Origin of the sequence: Synechococcus sp. RSCCF101, assembly GCF_008807075.1 — a bacterium.
In the GTDB taxonomy this organism is placed as follows: Bacteria; Cyanobacteriota; Cyanobacteriia; order PCC-6307; family Cyanobiaceae; genus RSCCF101.
On the sequence record NZ_CP035632.1, the window covers coordinates 2,268,253 to 2,283,469 of the forward strand.

At 62.1% G+C, this 15,217-nt stretch carries 14 protein-coding genes; 4 read left to right on the forward strand and 10 right to left on the reverse strand.

Annotated elements, in window-relative coordinates; all coding sequences use genetic code 11:
- Positions 1–84: 84 nt before the first annotated feature.
- From EVJ50_RS11050 to EVJ50_RS11060, 3 genes are read right to left on the reverse strand one after another with little or no spacing between them, the layout of a single operon-like run.
- On the reverse strand, positions 85–486 hold the full coding sequence (locus tag EVJ50_RS11050; protein ID WP_150884009.1) for a hypothetical protein: 402 nt from the start codon (positions 484–486) through the stop codon (positions 85–87).
- The gene (locus tag EVJ50_RS11055) at positions 483–1,691 is read right to left on the reverse strand and encodes an alpha/beta hydrolase (protein WP_191964752.1); all 1,209 of its coding nucleotides are present in this window, start codon (positions 1,689–1,691) and stop codon (positions 483–485) included. Before EVJ50_RS11055 ends, EVJ50_RS11050 begins: the two co-directional genes overlap by 4 nt.
- Entirely contained in the window at positions 1,691–2,044 is a 354-nt protein-coding gene (locus EVJ50_RS11060; RefSeq protein ID WP_150884011.1) for a helix-turn-helix domain-containing protein, read from the reverse strand. Before EVJ50_RS11060 ends, EVJ50_RS11055 begins: the two co-directional genes overlap by 1 nt.
- Positions 2,045–2,267: 223 nt before the next feature.
- Here EVJ50_RS11060 and EVJ50_RS11065 point away from each other — a divergent pair, with 223 nt between their 5' ends.
- Complete coding sequence (locus EVJ50_RS11065) at positions 2,268–2,723, forward strand: NAD(P)H-dependent oxidoreductase (protein WP_225322909.1); 456 nt, start codon at positions 2,268–2,270, stop codon at positions 2,721–2,723.
- A gap of 228 nt (positions 2,724–2,951) precedes the next feature.
- A complete protein-coding gene (locus EVJ50_RS11070) occupies positions 2,952–3,305 on the forward strand; it encodes a hypothetical protein (protein WP_150884012.1) in 354 nt (117 codons plus the stop codon).
- A gap of 27 nt (positions 3,306–3,332) precedes the next feature.
- Here the strand turns inward: EVJ50_RS11070 and EVJ50_RS11075 are convergent, their stop codons facing one another.
- From EVJ50_RS11075 to EVJ50_RS11085, 3 genes are all read right to left on the reverse strand, one after another.
- Positions 3,333–3,866 carry a DM13 domain-containing protein gene (locus tag EVJ50_RS11075; RefSeq protein WP_150884013.1) on the reverse strand — a complete coding sequence of 178 codons (534 nt, stop codon included), beginning with the start codon at positions 3,864–3,866 and terminating at the stop codon, positions 3,333–3,335.
- A gap of 29 nt (positions 3,867–3,895) precedes the next feature.
- Entirely contained in the window at positions 3,896–5,692 is a 1,797-nt protein-coding gene (locus tag EVJ50_RS11080) for a mechanosensitive ion channel family protein (RefSeq protein WP_150884014.1), read from the reverse strand.
- 265 nt (positions 5,693–5,957) lie between these two features.
- Positions 5,958–8,726, reverse strand: coding sequence for an HAD-IC family P-type ATPase (locus tag EVJ50_RS11085; protein WP_150884015.1), 2,769 nt, complete (start codon positions 8,724–8,726; stop codon positions 5,958–5,960).
- A 148-nt stretch (positions 8,727–8,874) separates the two neighbouring features.
- On the opposite strand from EVJ50_RS11085, the gene EVJ50_RS11090 reads away from it, so the two are divergent.
- The gene (locus EVJ50_RS11090) at positions 8,875–10,017 is read left to right on the forward strand and encodes an IS5 family transposase (protein ID WP_150884016.1); all 1,143 of its coding nucleotides are present in this window, start codon (positions 8,875–8,877) and stop codon (positions 10,015–10,017) included.
- A 149-nt stretch (positions 10,018–10,166) separates the two neighbouring features.
- On the opposite strand, the gene EVJ50_RS11095 is transcribed toward EVJ50_RS11090, so the two are convergent.
- The 3 genes from EVJ50_RS11095 to EVJ50_RS11105 all read right to left on the reverse strand — a co-directional run bounded on the left by EVJ50_RS11095 (position 10,167) and on the right by EVJ50_RS11105 (position 12,786).
- Positions 10,167–10,697, reverse strand: coding sequence for an ISAs1 family transposase (locus EVJ50_RS11095; protein ID WP_150884017.1), 531 nt, complete (start codon positions 10,695–10,697; stop codon positions 10,167–10,169).
- Positions 10,691–11,308, reverse strand: coding sequence for a transposase family protein (locus EVJ50_RS11100; protein ID WP_150882827.1), 618 nt, complete (start codon positions 11,306–11,308; stop codon positions 10,691–10,693). The genes EVJ50_RS11095 and EVJ50_RS11100 overlap by 7 nt, the downstream gene beginning before the upstream one ends.
- A 191-nt stretch (positions 11,309–11,499) precedes the next feature.
- Positions 11,500–12,786: a DUF1576 domain-containing protein gene (locus EVJ50_RS11105; RefSeq protein ID WP_225322910.1), complete on the reverse strand. Its 1,287-nt coding sequence runs from the start codon at positions 12,784–12,786 to the stop codon at positions 11,500–11,502.
- A 169-nt stretch (positions 12,787–12,955) separates the two neighbouring features.
- Between EVJ50_RS11105 and EVJ50_RS11110 the strand changes: the two genes are divergently transcribed.
- The gene (locus EVJ50_RS11110; RefSeq protein ID WP_191964753.1) at positions 12,956–13,957 is read left to right on the forward strand and encodes an AI-2E family transporter; all 1,002 of its coding nucleotides are present in this window, start codon (positions 12,956–12,958) and stop codon (positions 13,955–13,957) included.
- Between the two features lie 32 nt (positions 13,958–13,989).
- Here the strand turns inward: EVJ50_RS11110 and EVJ50_RS11115 are convergent, their stop codons facing one another.
- Positions 13,990–15,129, reverse strand: a complete 1,140-nt coding sequence (locus EVJ50_RS11115; protein WP_150884019.1) for a DUF481 domain-containing protein — start codon at positions 15,127–15,129, stop codon at positions 13,990–13,992.
- Positions 15,130–15,217: the final 88 nt, after the last annotated feature.

The following is a 15,217-nucleotide window of genomic DNA, read 5'->3' on the forward strand; positions in this document are numbered from 1 at the left end:
GCCAAGAGAATCGACCCCTTTTACAGCAGCGGCCTCGAGCCTGGCGATCCGTGTGATGGCCCCGTCAATCGCGCTCTCTCCGGATCAGGGGTTCTGTTGCTGCAACAGTGCTTCCAGCTCGGGCAGGATCTCTGAGCCGGCGAGATAGAGATCAAACGGCGACTGGCTGATCTGCCGTGCATAGGTGCCGTGCAGAAACGGCTCCATCGACGGATCGTTGGTGAGGAAGCGCCCGAAGAACGACAGCGCCAGGGCCTTGTCGTAGTTGACCAGCGCCGTGGGGGCCGGGCTGACGAGGCTCGAGATGAGGGCCTGCACCCCGCCGCCCTGAGGCTCTCCCACCACATGGGTCACGTCTTCGGCCATGGCCAGGTAGCGATGCTCGCTGCCGACCCAGGTGAACGATTGCACCTGCTCCAGCAGGGCCGGCGTCACGATGTCGTCGACGCTGGCGGCCAGCAGCACCGGCACCGTCACCGTGCTCATCCCCCGGGGCCGAACAGGCTGCTGTTGACGGGATTGATCGTGAGCACCGCGCCGACGCGTTCCTCGCGCAACGAACGATCGGGGTCGCCCAGCAGCAGGGCCCGGCACTGCAGCAGCAGCGACACATTGATCGAGTCCCGGTTGGCATCGCAGTCCCTGCGCAGGTTTCGGGTGTCGATCTCGGCCCCGGCGAGCGCCAGTGCCGTGTAGCCCCCGAAGGAATTGCCGAACACACCCACATCGTTCAGCCGCAGTGCCTGATTCAGCGTTGTGTCGTTCAGATCGGTGAGGTGGTCGAGAACGTGGCTGACATCCAGCGGCCGGTCGATGAACTCGGACACATCGAACACGCTGCGGTGCGTGCCTTTGACCAGTCCCAGCAGGCGAGAGGCATCACTGCCCGGATGCTGCACCGCCACCACCGCGTAGCCATGGGAGGCCATGTGTTCGGCCACATAGCCGTAGTACTGCTTCGTGGACCCGAGGCCGTGTGAGATCGCGATCACCGGGATGCTCGCCGGTGCCGCATCCGCGTGTTCCGGTAGGTACAGGTCGGCCTGAAGCGTTCTGCCACGAGCCGCGTCGCGCAGGTTCAGGGCCTGCACGGTCACCGCGTGGGGGCCCTCGCGGCGCGGGTCCCGGTTCCGGTTCTGATCGCTGATCGCCGCACCGGACACCGCCATGGCCTGAACGACCTGCCGCGTCTGCTGCTCGAGCGTCAGGAGCCTGAGCAGGGCCGCCAGAGCGCGGTCGAGATCGATGTGGATCTCGCGGCTGGGAAAGGCGGCGATCAGGTCCGGCACTGTGAGTGGTTCCCCCTGGTCGGCGGCGTTCAGCAGCGCCTGCTGCAGTGCTGCGGCTCCATTCCCACCGCTGCCTGGGCGCAGCTTCGAGCCCAGCCAGCCCAGCAGGTCCTGCAGCATCGGTGCCGCCAGCACGTTGCGGAGTTCAGCGGCATCCAGCTGGTACGGGCTGGAGAGCAGCGAGCGCAGCTGCTCCTCCCCCCGCTCTCCCAGCAGGCTGAGGGCCTGCAGCAGCGGGTTGCTCACCGGTCGGCCGGAGGCGTAGGCCTCGATCTCAGCCAGGCGGACCCGGAACTCGCGTGGCTCCAGGCGGAACACCAGCACCTCGGCCGCACTGGCCCCGGCCGGCCCCAGCGCCAGCGAGGCCAGCAGCGCGGTGACCATCCGGACCAGCCGCGGCATCAGATGCCCTGCTCTTCTGCCCATTGCCTCAATCGATCGAGAACGTCCAGAGCGGAGGAGCCCAGCGGGGTGATCGCGTAGCTCACGGCCACCGGCCGGGTTGCTTCCACCCTCCGGGTCACGAGTCCCTCGCGCTCCATGTCGCGCAGGCGCTGGGCCACCATCTTCTTGCTGGCCCCGCCGAGCTGCCTGGCCAGGCTGTTGAAGCGCATCGGCCCGGACTGCAGATGCCAGAGGATCGACCCCTTCCACTTGCCGCCGATCAGGCGCATGCCGCGTTCGATCGGGCAGGGCTCCTGGCAGCTGGCCGCGGGGGCTGGCGGCTCAGGGGCGGGAGAAGCACGGTCGGCCATCAGCCCGAAGGCGGCGTCGAAGCAGGTTACCAAAAGGAAACTGATTGACAGTGCTCACCTGCCTGCCAAGCATGGCGGTTCCTCGCCCCTCCTCCATGCCGACCGCGTTGTTGATCAACGCCCATGAGCCCAGCCCCATCTCGCCGGGACGCCTCAACGCCAGCGTGCTGGAGCGCATTGCGTCCCACCTGGAGGGCGGGGGCATGCGCTGCTGCGCACCACCGTGGCGGAGGGCTGGGACACCGCCGAGGAGCTGAACAAACACCAACGCAGTGAGCTTGTGATCCTGCAGATGCCGGTGAACTGGATGGGGGTGCCCTGGCGGTTCAAGCAGTACATGGATGAGGTGTATTCCGCCGGGATGGGCGGCGAGCTCTGCAGCGGCGATGGCCGTACCCGTTCGGACCCGAGCCGTCAGTACGGCAGCGGCGGCACCCTCACCGGCAGCCGCTACATGCTCTCGCTCACCTTCAACGCCCCGGCTGACGCCTTTGATGATCCGGAGCAAGTCCTGTTTCAGGGCCGCGGTGTGGATGATCTGCTGGTTCCGCAGCACATGAACTTCCGATTCTTCGGCATGACGGCCCTGCCGACCTTCGCCTGCTTCGACGTGATGAAGAACCCCGCGATCGAAGCCGATTTCCAACGGCTCGAGGCTCACCTGAGCGCTCATCTCTGAGCCCGGGAGGGACCCCGCGCCGGGAGTGAACGAAGCAGGGCAGGACGCACGCCCTGCCCTCGCCTCACTCATGACCACCTGCTCAGCAGGCTTGAAACCGGTCTAAGCACTTCCACTCAGCGGAGGTTGGCGGATGACCGTCTCCTGCGTGGTCTTCGCAACAACGAGAGGGGCCTGCAGCCCGCTGGCTGATCCCCCGGCCAGGCTGGTGCGGGCGATTCCTGAACCATGGCCCTGTTGCAATCGTGCGCCCTGGCGGCATCGGCCCTGCTGGCGACTGGAGTCCCGATTGAGCTGCCGCCCCACACGGCAACGGAGGAACCGCTGCAGCCGTCGGGGCGTCGCATCGTGGTGCGTGTCGATCGAACCGAGATCTCACGCGAGCAGTGCAGGGCCCTCATCGCCGCGGTGCGGCACCGCGCCGGGGCGGATGGTCAGGTGATCGTGCAGAAGCCGAGCCGTGCGATCCAGCGGATGCACCCCGATGCCCCCACTCCGGACACCGTGGTGCCCTGGTGCGTCGACAACCTCGACGGCGACGGGGTGGTCTTCACCGACACCAACCTGTTCTGGAAGCACTGAGCGTTTCCATGGGCCCTTTGGAGGGGGTCAGGGCTGGAGCCGGGCTGCACCGAAGGTGGCGTTGAAGCGGCGGCACCAGACGGCCACGGACGGGAAGTCGTCGGGATTCAGATCAGCGGGCAGCGTGTAGCTCTGCTCGCCGGTGGTGCGCTTCAGAGGCGCAACCACCACGACATCGCCGTCGTTGATCGGGAAGGCCGGCGGAACGGTGGAACCGATCACGTCCTCCGAGCGATGCAGCACCACCACCAGATCGGGCCCGGAGGATGAGGTGCTGAAGGCCTCATCGAACGTGAGCACGGCATCACCGTTCTCCTGCAGCAGCCGGGCGGTGCCGCTGGTGGGGTGCTCCCCGCTCACGAAGGCCCCCTCGCGGGTGGCCGCGGTTCCTGCGGGCGGGGTGGGCGGTGCCGTCTGCTCTGCGGTGGGTGCGTCAGCGGCGGGTGGCGACGATTCCTGAGCGGTGCAGCCCAGTGTGAGGGTGGCGGCCAGGCTCAGGCCGGCCGCTGCTGTGGCGGCTGGCGCGAGCAGGCTGCGCTGGAGGGAGCGCTGTGCAGCCATGACACCCCACGCGTCGTCGTGGGGGCAAGTTACAGCCGTTGCTCCTGGCGCAGCTCCAGGCGGGGCGTGCCGATGTCGAGCCCGGCTTCATCGAGGGCCCGTTTGAGCCGGCGGCGATACTCCCTGGCCACATCCCATTGCATCAGGGGTTGCGTCTTGATCAGCAGACGCACGGTGAAGCCCTTGTGGGAGAGCTCGTCGACGCCAAGCAGAACCGGTGGCTCAAGAATGAGCGGGCGCCAGGACTCGGCTTCGAAGAGCTCGGCCGCAACAGCGGTGATCACCTCGATCGAGCGGTCGATGTCGCAGGCGTAGTTGAGATCGATGGCGAAGTTGACCCGCGACCAGCTGCTCGACAGATTCCGCACGGCTCCGATCTGGCCATTGGGAATCGAGATGAGCTCGCCGTCGAGATTGCGCAGTTGCGTGATGCGCAGATGGATCGCCTCCACCATGCCGATGTAGTCGTCAATGGAGATCACATCGCCAACAACGTACTGGTCCTCCCAGAGGATCAGCAGGCCATTGATCAGATCCCGGATGAGGTTCTGTGAGGCCAGCGACAGTGCCAGGCTGAGGAAGCCGAAGAGGATGGTGAGCGGCTGGCTGAAGGCACCCCAGCCATGCAGGCGGCTGACGATGATCGAGGCCAGCAGAAGAATCACACCGACCCGAATCCAGCCCTTCAACGTGACACGAATGATGGGTGCCCGTGATTGGATGCGTTGATCCGTGTGTTCCGCCGCCCAGCGCCTGATGCCGTAATCCACCGCGACGCCAGCCACGCGCAGCAGCAGAAAGGTGGAGGCCAGCAGGAGGAACACCAGCAGGGGAAAGCCCAGCGTGGCCTGCTGGCCGAAGCTGAGGGCCCAGTCGATCGGTGGCCAGCCATCCAGGAGCGTGCTGGATGTCGACCCGCGCACGCTCACGCCCAGGATCCAGTTCCTCAGGGGCCGGGAGAAGAAGAACTGATTGGCCACAGAGGCGATGCCCAGCACCCAGGCCAGAACCACGCTCCAGAGCAGCAGCGCCTTCTGGAGCTGCAGGGCGCTCGCTTCGAGCTGGTGGTTGAGTCCGGGTAACGCAGGCGACTGGGACTCCAGCTTGGAGGGCTCCGCTCTGCTCTCGGCAGACCTCGGCGTCTGCACCAGGAGGAGGCGACGCTTGAGAACACTGCGGATGCGGCGCGTGATCAGCGTGAGCACAATCAGCGCGGCCAGGATCGCTGTGGCGCGCAGGACTCCCTTCAGGAGGGCTGGACGCTGGCGATCCAGCCAGGCACCCACCAGGGTCTGACGGGCGGTGTTGAGCGCCCGGAGGCCCATCGCATCGCGATCGCTGGGCGCGAAGCGAATGGCGAGGAGGTCCGCGTCCTGAAAGGTGTAGAGCGGCTCGGGTTTGCTGTCTGCCGGGAAGGCGATGGAGATGTAGGGCGTCCCGGCATCGGTCACGAAGGTCAGGCGGAGCTGGTCTTCGATCGCCTGCTGCTGCGTGGCGAGATCCGTAACACCCCGGGGGCGGAGCACGGTCTGCACGTAGAGCTCAATGGCGGAGAGGTACTTCCGCAGACGGCTGGAGATGAGAAAAGACCGGACCCGCGAGTTGGTTGCTGTGTCGGCCTCAGCCAGTCCGAGCGATCTGGCCTGGCTCTTGCGACTGTGCACAAGCCCGACCATCGACCCGTCCAGAAAAACGGGCGACACATCCAGATTGCCAAGGGAGAAGACGGGGATCGTCTGTTCCGGTGCCGCATCCATCACTGCTGCCGGCAGCTGCGGAAGCGGCACGGCCATGAGCGACTGCATGGGCAGCAGCAGAGCCAGCATCAAACCGATGAGGCCAGGCAGCAGCCAACGGCGTGCCGGGGATGATGGCAAAACGGACAGAAGTTTCAGTTCACTATATCGAGATCATTCCGCGCTCAGCAATCGGGGTCGAGTGCTGAGGATCAATGGCGGATCTACAGGATGTGAAGGGGGCTGAATCGGCCGGAAGACACCAAAACGACTCACGCCTCGCCAAGTTTGAGGAGACGATGCACCTGGGGACCAGTCGAGGGGACCAACAGATGTCTGCTTGTCCCAATCGCCGTCACCTCGGGATGTCTCTCGCAACCCAGTTCACTGGCCACCGGTTTGCATAAAGGGCCAGGATGATCATTGGAGACGCAAGCCCCAGGCATGTCAACCACTGATTGGCCAGCATGGGGGTTGTGTCGAAAAGGAGGTTCATGATCTTCCACTGACTGAACACAACTTGCAACAGGATAGTTGCGACAATGCCAAAGCCAATTCGTGAGAGCCGGCCAAGTGGTACGTCTTTGCCTTGGAGTCTGGCCACCAGAGACGACCAAAACTGACTGAGGCTGAAGAGATAGATGACCAAGCCAGTGACAAGTGTCTGGATGGCCATTGTCCTTGCTAGGCCAAGATCTCCTGTCGACTCTCGAATCCAGGCAAACACCCCAAAGATAAAGACCAGATTCGTGGCAGAGATCAGTGCGATTCGCCTCAGCAGCGGTTTGGAGAGCAGTGGCTGTCTCGGTGAGCGTGGTGGTGCGTCCATTAGATCGTAGGGTTTAGGTTCAAATGCAATCGGTATCGTCATCGTGATGGAGATCACCATATTGATCCACAGCACTTGCAAAGGTTCAATGGGGAGCATGGCGCCTCGTCCAGCCACAACACTGAGGAAGACACTCGCGGACAAGCCGCCATTGACAGGTAGGAGGAAGGCCAGAGTCTTCATGAGATTCTGAAATACATTCCGGCCTTCCTCGACAGCAGCTTCGATTGAAGCAAAATTATCATCCGTGAGCACCATATCGGCGGCTTCCTTGGCGACCTCCGTGCCTGTGATGCCCATCGCAATACCGATATCCGCCTGCTTGAGGGCCGGTGCATCGTTGACTCCATCTCCTGTCATCGCGGCAATGTGACCTTGGGCCTGAAGCGCTTCCACCAGCCGTAGCTTTTGCTCTGGCACGACACGCGCGAAGACACTGCCTGTGGATACTGCATTGGCCAGCTGCTCCTGATTGAGTTCCGCTAATTCACTACCGCTGAACGCTCTCAGGGAGGCATGTGGACTAAGATTCATTCGATCAGCAATCGCCTCCGCTGTCACCTTGTGATCTCCCGTGATCATCTTGACTCCCACGCCAGCCTGGTAGAGAGCTCGAATCGAATCAATCGCTTCTCTCCTCGGTGGATCGATCATCCCCTGGAGCCCGACAAACGTCAGTCCACCCTTCAGGTCGAGATGATCCACTTGCTCTGCATCAAGAGTTCTGGTTGCAAATGCCAAAACGCGCAGACCCTTCTGCGCCATCCGCTGGGCCTGAAGAAGAAGATCCTCTTTGTTAATGGGGTGAGGCTGTCCTGCTTGATCAATGGTATGGCTGCACCGCTGAATCAGAGCTTCAACTGATCCTTTCATCCAGACCTGTGGTGCTGCCTCTGGTTCTGCACGATTCAGTGTGGCCATATACTGGTATTCCGATTCGAATGGGATGCTGTCAATTCTCGGAAATTGGCCTGACAGAGACGCTTTATTCAGCCCTACCTTCTCTCCCGCAACAATCAAGGCCCCTTCTGTCGGATCTCCGACGATACTCCACACGGAGTCCTTACTTGATAGTTCGGAGTCGTTGCACAGGACTCCGGCCAGAAGGCAGTCACGCAACGGTGGCACCATTGACTCAGCTTCGATCGGCACATCCTCCGAATCCAGCAGGAGGCCCTGAGGCTGATATCCGTCACCCGTTAGCTGGTAGTGTCGTCCACCGGCAAACAAGGCCTGCACTGTCATTTGGTTTTCGGTGAGCGTGCCTGTTTTATCGGAGCAGACCACCGTGGTACTCCCCAGCGTCTCGACAGCTGGAAGGTTCCTCACGATGGCGTTACGCTCTGCCATTCGAGAAACTCCGATGGCCAGAGTAATTGTGACAACAGCTGGTAGACCTTCCGGGATGGCACTCACCGCGAGAGCAACCGCGGCTTGAAACATGTCGAAAGCAGAATTGCCCCACGCGATTCCAATCAGAAAGGTGATGACCGCCAGCACTAGGATGAGTCTGAGCAGAGTATTGCTGAGCTTTTCAAACTTTCTTGTCAACGGAGTCGCTGCACCCTTGCTTTCGTCCATCAGCTGTGATATCCGGCCGGTTTCAGTCGCGTTGCCCGTGGCAATCACAACTCCCTCGCCCTGGCCAAACGTCACGAAGCTGCCTGCGTAGGCCATGTTGCTTCGATCAGCAAGAGCGATGTCCTGATGCATGAGCCTTTCAGCGGCATTCTTCTCTACCGCAACAGACTCTCCTGTAAGGCCGGACTCGTTGATCTGTAGACTTTTACTCTTGATCAGGCGAAGATCTGCCGGGACCTTGTCGCCTGAAACGAGAAGGACAATATCTCCGGGGACAAGTTCAGTAGACGGCAGCTGAACAGTTTTCCCGCTTCTCCGTGTCATGGTGTCCGTCGTTACGGAGGACGCCAACGCCTTGATGGCTGATTCTGCTTTGGATTCCTGGGCGAAGGCGATCAGCGCGTTCAGGCAAGCAACGCCAATGATCACACCAGCTTCAATCCAGGAACCCAGTACAGCCTTCACAACACCAGCGATGAGCAGGATGTAAAGCAGCGGGTTCCTAAACTGAGAGAGGAAGACAATAATGAGAGGTATTCCTTTGCGTGCTGCGAGTTCATTGGCGCCAAATTGTGCAAGGCGTTCGCAAGCTTGCCCATCAGACAGCCCATGGACAGCTTCCACGGCTGCCACCTCAAGTGCATCATCAATGCTCAACGCATGCCAAGTTGTTGACTCCAGCTGCTCTTGGCTTGGGACGTGTTGTGCTGCCATCTGGTTTGCGAGGCGTTCTGATTACTGCCTGGATCTGATCGTAAGGCGCCAAGCCTGTTGGCTCAAGCAGCCAGTGGTTATGGTTGTGTTAGGAGGCTGCTGAAAAACCCTGCCAGCCGCGGGACAATGAGCCAACTGCACCAGGCGAATGCGCGGACAGCAGGAGCGGACCGGCCCTCTGTTCTCCTATGTCTCCACTGAGGATCGGATTGCGGCGTCGCATCCCCTGCGGCAGGTCCGGCGGCTAGCGGATCACGCCCTTGACCGGCTGAATCCCACCTTCTGCAGGCTCTATCCCGAGGGTGGTCGTCCCTCCATCCCACCGGAACAGCTGCTGCTGGCCCTGTTGTTGCAGGCGATCTATGGCATCCGCTCGGAGCGAATGCTGATCGAGCAGCTGGACTACAACCTGCTGTTCAGGTGGTTCGTCGGCCTCAATCCAGACGATCCCGTCTGGCATCCCACAACCTTCACCAAGAACCGGGATCGGTTGCTCAATGAGGACCTCATGGCCCGATTCCTCGAACTCCTGCTGGCCTCACCCGAGGTCAAACCGCTGCTGAGTTCCGAGCACTTCTCGGTCGATGGCACCCTGCTGCGGGCCTGGGCATCCCACAGCTCTCTCGAGCGTCTGGACGGAGTGGATGACGGTGACGGTCCAGCACCGCCCAGTGGTGGCCATGGATTTGGTGGGGCTCCCGCGAAAGGCCGCAAACGGGCCAGAGATGATTTCAGGGGGCTGCTGCTCTCCAACCAAACCCATCGCTCCGGCAGTGACGCCGATGCGCGGTTGTTCCGCAAGTCCAGTGGCACTGGGGCGTTTCTCAGCTATCTGGGCCATTGCCTGATGGAGAACCGCCACGGCCTGGTGGTGGCCAGTGAAGTGACCCGGGCGAATGGCCATGGGGAACGAACCGCTGCGCTGCGGATGGCAAAGGCTCTGCCGGGTACTCACCAGAAGACTCTCGCCGCGGACAAGGGCTACGACACCAGGGATTTCGTGGCAGGTGTTCGCTTTGCCGGCGTCACGCCGCATGTCGCCCAGAACAGCGGCCCGCGTCGCCGCTCCGCCATTGATGGCCGTACCGTCCGCCATGCGGGCTACGGCCAATCGATCAATGCCAGGAAGCGGATCGAGCAGGTGTTTGGTTGGATCAAACAGGCCGCCGGCTTGCGTCAGCTCAAGGCCAGAGGCCGCTCCAGGGTGGGCGCGGTGTTCCGGCTGCATGTGGCGGCCTACAACCTGATCCGTCTGGCCAACCTGCTCAGCCCGGGGAGGGCGCTGGCATGAAACGCAGGCAACTGGGTGGTCCGATGCGGATCAGTGTCTTCTCCGCCGATGTGCCGGCCGGCGGCTGCGTCAAAACCGTCACTGAGGCGACTCGGGAATCGCTGCCACAAGCACCGAGGTGGGAAACAGCACAGGGCTGATTCAAAGTCTCATGGCATCGCTGCTCCCGGTGTCTGCCGGACCATCGCCAGCAGCGTGGTGATGTCGTGCATCACGGCCTGGAGTCCCTCGCGGACGGAGCGGAATCCAGCCAGTCGCAGGAGGTTGAGTGCCGCGGTGCGCAGGGTGGCCATCACCCCGGCGCCATTGCCGCCGTAGCGGTGGTTGTCTTCTCTGAGCTGGGTGTCCCGGATCCAGTGCCAGCTTTCCAGGCTCCAGCGGTCACGGACCAGTTGCAGCAGGGCTTTTGGAGGGGTGCGCAGACTGGTGATGAACCGGTGGGTGGCCTGAAACGGCTTGCCCTGGCGGGAGCCGGTGGCGCTCACCTCCACGATCCAGGCACTGCCGGGCCAGTTCTCCTTGATGTGAGCGGGTGCCTCTTTCGCCCGGATGCTCCAGGTGATGTCACGGCCATGGCCAAGCTCGTGATCCGTTGCGGTGAAAGGGATCCGGCGCTTCCCCTGGAATTGGCTGCGGATCTGACGATGCAGCGTCCGCTGGTTGGCTTTGACCGTCAGCAGGAAGTCGGCTCCCTGCTCCTGGAGCTGCCGAAAAACGGTTTCTGCGTGTGGAGTGCGTCGGCCTGAACCAGCACACCGCCGAGGTCGAGCTCTCCAAGCAGCCTCCTGAGGACAGCCCGCTCGTGGTCCTCGCCTGTGGCGGTGCAGGTCTGAGCAATCGCCACGCCCAGGGCCGCGGAGTAGAGCGTCACCTGGGCAATGAAGGCCGAGCCACCGCCAGCGGTGGGCTCTGCCGAGCCCCGCAACGTCTTGCCGTCACACACCAGCTGATCGAGATCGGCCGCACCATCAGGGATCTGAGCGATCGTCCAGTCGCGAATGGCATCGCAGACGGCCGTGACATCCACCTGCAGGAAGAAGTAGCGGAAGGCGGAATCAGACGGTGGGCGCCGCAGTTCGATCCCAAGCGCCTCGATGAGAACAGCGTGATGGCGCCGGGCAAAGCGCTCCAGATCCCGGAGGCTCTCGCAACGGCTCAGGATTCCGAGAACCGCAACCAGGAGCAGGTACCAGGCCGGGATGCGAACGCCCCGGCGCATGCGGGCATCAGGAATAGCCCGGAGGTAGGTGATCAGGTCGAGATCAGTTGCGGCAGAGGCGATCTGGGGCACGGAGACGGAGCGATCCCGCTGACCTCAGCCCATGCTGGCAGCCGTGGCAAGGATTGCTGTGCCGAACTTTGAATCAGCCCTGGGAAACAGCAGGGCCAGCTCCTGTCTCGACTGCAATTTCAGCAGCCTCCTAGGGCCGTTCTTGGTGAGATGACCTCAGCGGTCTATTGTCTTTGTCTTCCGGCTCGCTGTCAGCACCTTGGCTTGCCTTGCTGACCAGCCAGACTTATCACCGGTACCAAGGTTGCGGCGACAAGTCCAGCCGCGAAGCCATTGTTGTAGAGATTGAGACCGGCGTGATTGAATCCCACGGTTCGAACCGCCGACGAATGAATGAACCCGGCCACCACGCCCCAGACCCATCCGAACTGGCCCGCGATGGGTGCCAGTGAGGTGCCGAACAGGCTGGCCAGCACCGTGGACGGATCGGTGAGGCTCCAGGGCTTGGCGATGGACCCCAGGGCAACGCCCAGAATGATGGGCGTGATGTTCAGCGGATGTTTGCCATAGGCAGCAAAGCCAACGACGGTGAACAGGCCGCCCAGGGTCGGCCCATTGAGGTCGGCATGAATCAGCAGGAGATACGCCAGGGCCACCAGACCGCTCAACCCCATGTTCACCAACGTGGGCCCGATTCCGTAGATCGCCACGAAGTCACTGGGGGCCCGTCCGGGTGACTGAACCAGCGACCGAAGCGAGCGGAGAGCACAAGAGTCGAGCAGGCAGCCTGTGAGCACCAATCCGCCCAGGAAAGGCAGAGAAAAGGCCAGCAGAAGAGCATTGTTTCCCGTGGTCCAGATCATCACGGGATCCGGAACAAAGCCGTAGGACTTGTAGAGCGCCACCACCAGCGTCCCGACGATGCCGGCGGTGAAGCCGAGGTTGTAGAGATTGAAGCCGTCGTGAGCACGGAACAACTGGGTTGCCGCGCTCGGCACCACAAAGCCCAGCAGAAGGCCTGTGATCAGGGAGAGGGGAATGCTGACAGCGAGCCCAATGCTGGTGCTGAACAGAATTTCGGTGACGATGGGAGCCAGCGCACAGCTGAACAGGGCCACGGGGAGCTGGCTGCCAAAGTCCGCACGCCTGATTCTGGCCGAGAGCCACACCCCAGCGATGATCGGCCAGATGTTGAGTAGATTCTTGCCAAACAGCCCGAATCCGATCAGCAGAAACAGACAGGCCATGGCTCCTCCTGACACGGCTGTTCGATACCGGTAGAACAGGCCGCAGGCCACCAATCCCAGCAGGCCGGCGTTCACTGATGCGGCACCGATTCCTCCGACGCCCATGTAATCGGTGATCAGAGAGTCCCGTGTGAGAAGGATGGCCACCAGGCCCTGCAGGATCTCGGGTATGGGATCCACCATCAGTCCGAAGACAATGAAGGCGATGGAGCACGCCACCACAACACGCAGCAGTGTGCGAGACGCTGCATCCGCTGCGTCTGGCTTGATGCTGAGGCGATCCTGTGCCACTGCTGATCCTCATGCCTGCCGATCCTATGGTCCGATGCTGATGTCAGTTCCTGTTCACCGTTCTCCTGTCTCCCCCCTACCCTGACGCCACGATCGAACCCCCACTGCCGTCATGGCTCTTCCCAGGGACTTGAGTCCCATCCTCGTGCGAGGCCTTGCCTTCCCTCTGGTGGCTCTGAACCTGTGGGTGTTCAGCTCGCTGTACCGAGCCTTTGAGGGGATCTTCACCGTTTTTGTTCTCGCCGGTGTCTTCGCCCTGATCCTGAATCTCCCTGTCAGGCTGCTGCAGCGGCGGCTGCGGTTGCGTCGCAGCATGGCGATCGGTGCTGTGGTGGCCTTCTTCCTTGTGGTTGTTCTGTTGGTCACCTTGTTGCTTGCCCCATTCCTCCTGGCCAGGTTGGTGGCCCTGAGTGCCGCTCTTCCAGACTGGATCGATGCAGCCTCACTGCGGCTGGATCAGTTCGACAGCAGTGTGGGTGCCCTTGGCCTGTCCTTGGATACGGATCTGATTCTTGACGAGAAAATCGCCACCATCAAGGGTCAGGTCTCGTCTCTGCTTCTCAGTATCCCATCGCGTGTTCTTGGATCCGTCGGCAGCTTTCTCAGTCTGTTCTTCCTGATTGTTCTGACGGTCTTCTTCCTGATTTACGGTGGCGAGCTTGTTCGCAACTGCCTTGTCTCATGGTTGCCTGAGGAACGCGGTGTTGCGGTTCTGCAGGTGCTACGCCGCAACTTCAACAGCTTCATCTTCAATCAGTTGATTCTCGCGGTCGTCCTGGCTGTTGCCCTCGCCGCATCTCTGTTCGTGGTCGGTGCTCCCTTCCCCGTCCTGGCCGGTACGGTGGTTGGGCTGATGGGCTTCATCCCTTTCGGTGCGATCGTTGGTGTTCTTGGCGTGAGCCTGCTGTTCATGCTCAAGAGCCTTCAGCTGGGCCTCACGGCCTTTGCGGTGCTGATCGTTGTGGACCAGCTGATTGAGAACATCCTGCCTCCACGTCTGCTGGGCAAGCTGACTGGCCTGAACCCGATTGTCATTCTGTTCTCGGTCATGGTCGGTGCCACCATCGCCAACTTCATCGGCATCATCACGGCGGTTCCCATCGCAGCAACGATCAAGGAGCTCCTTCTGGTTCCTCAACCGGTCAGGCCGCAGCTCGAGGAGGCGTCCTAGTTGGGGTCGCTGCGATGTCGGATCTGCCGATCTCAGGGGCTGAAGCTGAAGCGAAGGCCCGTTGAGAAGATGGCGTTCACATTGGGGTTGCTCTCCACCACCGTCTTGCTGCGGTAGCGCAGCACTGCGCGCGTATCCCAGGCCAGGCGCTGCGTGATCGGGATCCTGAGCGATGTGTCCAGCAACAGATAGGTGTCCGTGATGTCGCTGATGTCTGAGGCCACGCCCAGAAGTGGTGACAGCCTGGCGGCTCCCACGGGCACATCACGCCCCACCAGAAGCAGCGCCAGTGACGGCTTCACGTCGTTCTGCAGCTCCTCAAAGTTGATGGAGTCATAGTCGTAGCGCGGACCGACCCCGAGCTGCAGATCGATAAAGCTGGACGGATCATCGCCACGCCAGAGATTGCGCCCGATTCCCGCCACGGTCTGCGTGACCAGGGTCAGATCGTCATCATCGTCTTGCGCGGCAAAGGTGGAGGAGTTCAGCGCCGTGAGATTTCCTGCCATCAGGTGCCATCCTGGATTCAGATGGTACCGATAGATGAGGATCGATTCGGCGAATGGCTGTATTCGCTTCACGTCCCGATCACTGTCATACCCCCCTCCGTAGATCCCCGTCAGGTAGAGGTCCTGCCTTGGCCACTGCTTGTAGCCATCTAGGCTCACGGTCAGGGTGGCTGATGTGTCGATGAACGAGCTGCCGCTCAATCCCGCTCCAACCGCCAGGTCCAGCGGTTGCTCCGCGAAGGGAAAGGCCTCCGTGGTGTCCTGATGCAGCAACGCCTGGCTTGTGGCGAGCTGCTCTGAGCCGACCTCGCTCTCACCGATGGCCTGATTGGCCAGGCTCAGTTCCAGCAGCAGCTGGGCCTGCTCCTCCCGGCTGATGGCTCTGGCGCCGCTGGCGCTCTTCTCGACCTCTGATGCTGCAGCCTGCAGATCCTCTTGCGCCTGCCCATCGTTGCCAAGCCGGTGCTCGGCCCGTGCCAGCGCGATCCGTAGCCGCACGTTGGCTGCCAGATCATCCCCATTCTTCAGGCCCTGCCTCACCTGCTCCAGGGGGCCATCCAGGCTCAGGGAACACGATCGTTCGATGCAGGCATCAACCAACGCCAGGATCAGCCGGGTCCTTTCCTCCGAGGCCTCCATGCCCTGGATGATCTGAAGGCTCACCTGCAGATCAGCTTCCGCGGCGTGGGGCGCGCTGCTCGCCGGTCCAGGACCAAGACCGATCAGCACCGAGGCGGACAGGACGCTCAGC

Bases quoted from the DNA above. Each gene is read 5' to 3' on its own strand.
- EVJ50_RS11090 (WP_150884016.1), top strand. From the start codon at position 8,875: ATGCGCGGACAGCAGGAGCGGACCGGCCCTCTGTTCTCCTATGTCTCC.
- EVJ50_RS11080 (WP_150884014.1), bottom strand. From the start codon at position 5,692: ATGCTGGCTCTGCTGCTGCCCATGCAGTCGCTCATGGCCGTGCCGCTT.
- EVJ50_RS11055 (WP_191964752.1), bottom strand. From the start codon at position 1,691: ATGCCGCGGCTGGTCCGGATGGTCACCGCGCTGCTGGCCTCGCTGGCG.
- EVJ50_RS11085 (WP_150884015.1), bottom strand. From the start codon at position 8,726: ATGGCAGCACAACACGTCCCAAGCCAAGAGCAGCTGGAGTCAACAACT.
- EVJ50_RS11060 (WP_150884011.1), bottom strand. From the start codon at position 2,044: ATGGCCGACCGTGCTTCTCCCGCCCCTGAGCCGCCAGCCCCCGCGGCC.
- EVJ50_RS11070 (WP_150884012.1), top strand. From the start codon at position 2,952: ATGGCCCTGTTGCAATCGTGCGCCCTGGCGGCATCGGCCCTGCTGGCG.
- EVJ50_RS11050 (WP_150884009.1), bottom strand. From the start codon at position 486: ATGAGCACGGTGACGGTGCCGGTGCTGCTGGCCGCCAGCGTCGACGAC.
- EVJ50_RS11075 (WP_150884013.1), bottom strand. From the start codon at position 3,866: ATGGCTGCACAGCGCTCCCTCCAGCGCAGCCTGCTCGCGCCAGCCGCC.